At 59.9% G+C, this 1732-nt stretch carries 1 protein-coding gene; it reads right to left on the bottom strand.

Going from position 1 to position 1732, the window contains the following annotated elements; translation table 11 throughout:
* Positions 1–119: 119 nt before the first annotated feature.
* Positions 120–1430: a sugar ABC transporter substrate-binding protein gene (locus tag QMX86_RS27990; protein WP_110645391.1), complete on the bottom strand. Its 1311-nt coding sequence runs from the start codon at positions 1428–1430 to the stop codon at positions 120–122.
* Between the last annotated feature and the right edge of the window lie 302 nt (positions 1431–1732).

Here is a 1732-nt window from a genome sequence, read left to right as displayed (position 1 = left end):
CCCCATGTGGGAGCGAGCCTGCTCGCGAAAGCGCCGGATCAGTGTCATGTGTGTTGGCTGACACGACGCCTTCGCGAGCAGGCTCGCTCCCACAGAGGCAGGAGCAAGTCGTTCAGCGCTTACTTGGGATAACCCGCGCGCTTCATCTCTCGCTCCGTGGTCTGCTGCGCCGCCGCCAGCGCCTGATCCACCGTGGTCTGGCCGATCAGCGCCGCCGAGAACAGCTTGCCGACCTGGGTACCCACTGCCTGGAATTCAGGAATGGTCACCAATTGAATGCCGATGTACGGCACCGGTTTCAGCGTCGGTTTGCTCGGATCAGCGGCTTTCAGCGATTCCAGCGTCACCTTGGCAAACGGCGCGGCGTTCATGTACGCGTCGCTGTAGGTCGAAGCGCGGGTGCCCGGCGGCACGTTGGCGATGCCATCGGTCTTGGCAACCAGTTCGCCGTACTCTTTGGACGTGGCCCAGGCGCTGAAGGTTTTTGCTGCGTCCTTGGCCTTGGAGCTGGTCGGAATCGCCAGCGCCCACGAATACAGCCACGCCGAGCCTTTATCCGTGACCTGATGCGGAGCGAAGGTGAAACCGACGCTATCGGCGACCTTGCTCTGGGTCTTGTCGGTGACGAACGAGCCGGCGACGCTGGCGTCGACCCAGATCGCGCATTTGCCGCTGTTGAACAGGGCGAGGTTTTCGTTGAAACCGTTGCTCGACGCGCCTGGCGGGCCGGATTTCTTCATGGTGTTGACGTAGAAATTCAGCGCGTTTTTCCATTCCGGGCCGCTGAATTCCGGTTTCCACTGCTCATCGAACCAGCGCGCGCCGTAGGCATTGGCGACCGTGGTGACAAGCGCCATGTTCTCGCCCCAACCGGCCTTGCCGCGCAGGCAGATGCCGTATTGCTCTTTGTCTTTCTGGGTGAGCTTTTCGGCAAACCCGGCGATCTCTTCCCAGGTCGGACGCTCCGGCATGGTCAGCCCGGCTGCCTTGAACAGGTCGGTGCGGTAATAGGTGATCGAACTCTCCGCGTAAAACGGCAGCGCATACAGCGAACCCTTCACCGACAGGCCTTCGCGCACCGACGGAAAGACATCGTCGAGGGCGTAACTGGCCGGCAGGTCCTTCATCGGCTCCAGCCAACCCTTGCCGCCCCAGAGTGCGGCTTCGTACATGCCGATGGTCAATACGTCGAACTGGCCGCCCTGAGTGGCGATGTCGGTGGTCAGGCGCTGACGCAGAACGTTTTCTTCCAGCACCACCCAATTGAGCTTGATGTCCGGATGCTCGCTCTCGAAGGTTTTCGAGAGTTTTTGCATGCGGATCATGTCGCTGTTGTTGACGGTGGCGATGGTCAGGGTCTGGGCGCCAAGGCTGACGCTGCTGAGGGTCATGCAGGTGAGAGCGAGCAGAGCTTTTGCAGTGGGTTGCATCGTGCACTCCTTTTCTGACACCCAACGGGGCAGAAGGACAGTTATTGTTTTTGTGTCTTCCGAATGCAGGAAGAATCTGCGCTGATTACAGCCTTCCACGGCGGGGCTGACAAATCATCCCTAGCACTTTTGTTGATACTTTTTTGCACTGGGGTTTGGCGGGGGGAACGCAGGGAAGGGGCACGCAGCGGACATGTTCTGTCGGATGCGTACAGGTTTTGTCTTGAAATGAGCACTAGTGGGAGCGAGCTTGCTCGCGAATGCGGTGTGTCAGCGTTATCTGAGTGGGCTGACACTACGCC

Source organism: Pseudomonas sp. PS01270 (assembly GCF_029959775.1).
Taxonomy (GTDB): Bacteria; Pseudomonadota; Gammaproteobacteria; order Pseudomonadales; family Pseudomonadaceae; genus Aquipseudomonas; species Aquipseudomonas atacamensis.
The sequence above is the reverse complement of the archived record's forward strand: the minus strand, read 5'-3'. Positions and strand labels throughout refer to the sequence as shown.

Coding starts and splice junctions, on each gene's coding strand:
- QMX86_RS27990 (WP_110645391.1), bottom strand. CDS start 1,430: ATGCAACCCACTGCAAAAGCTCTGCTCGCTCTCACCTGCATGACCCTC.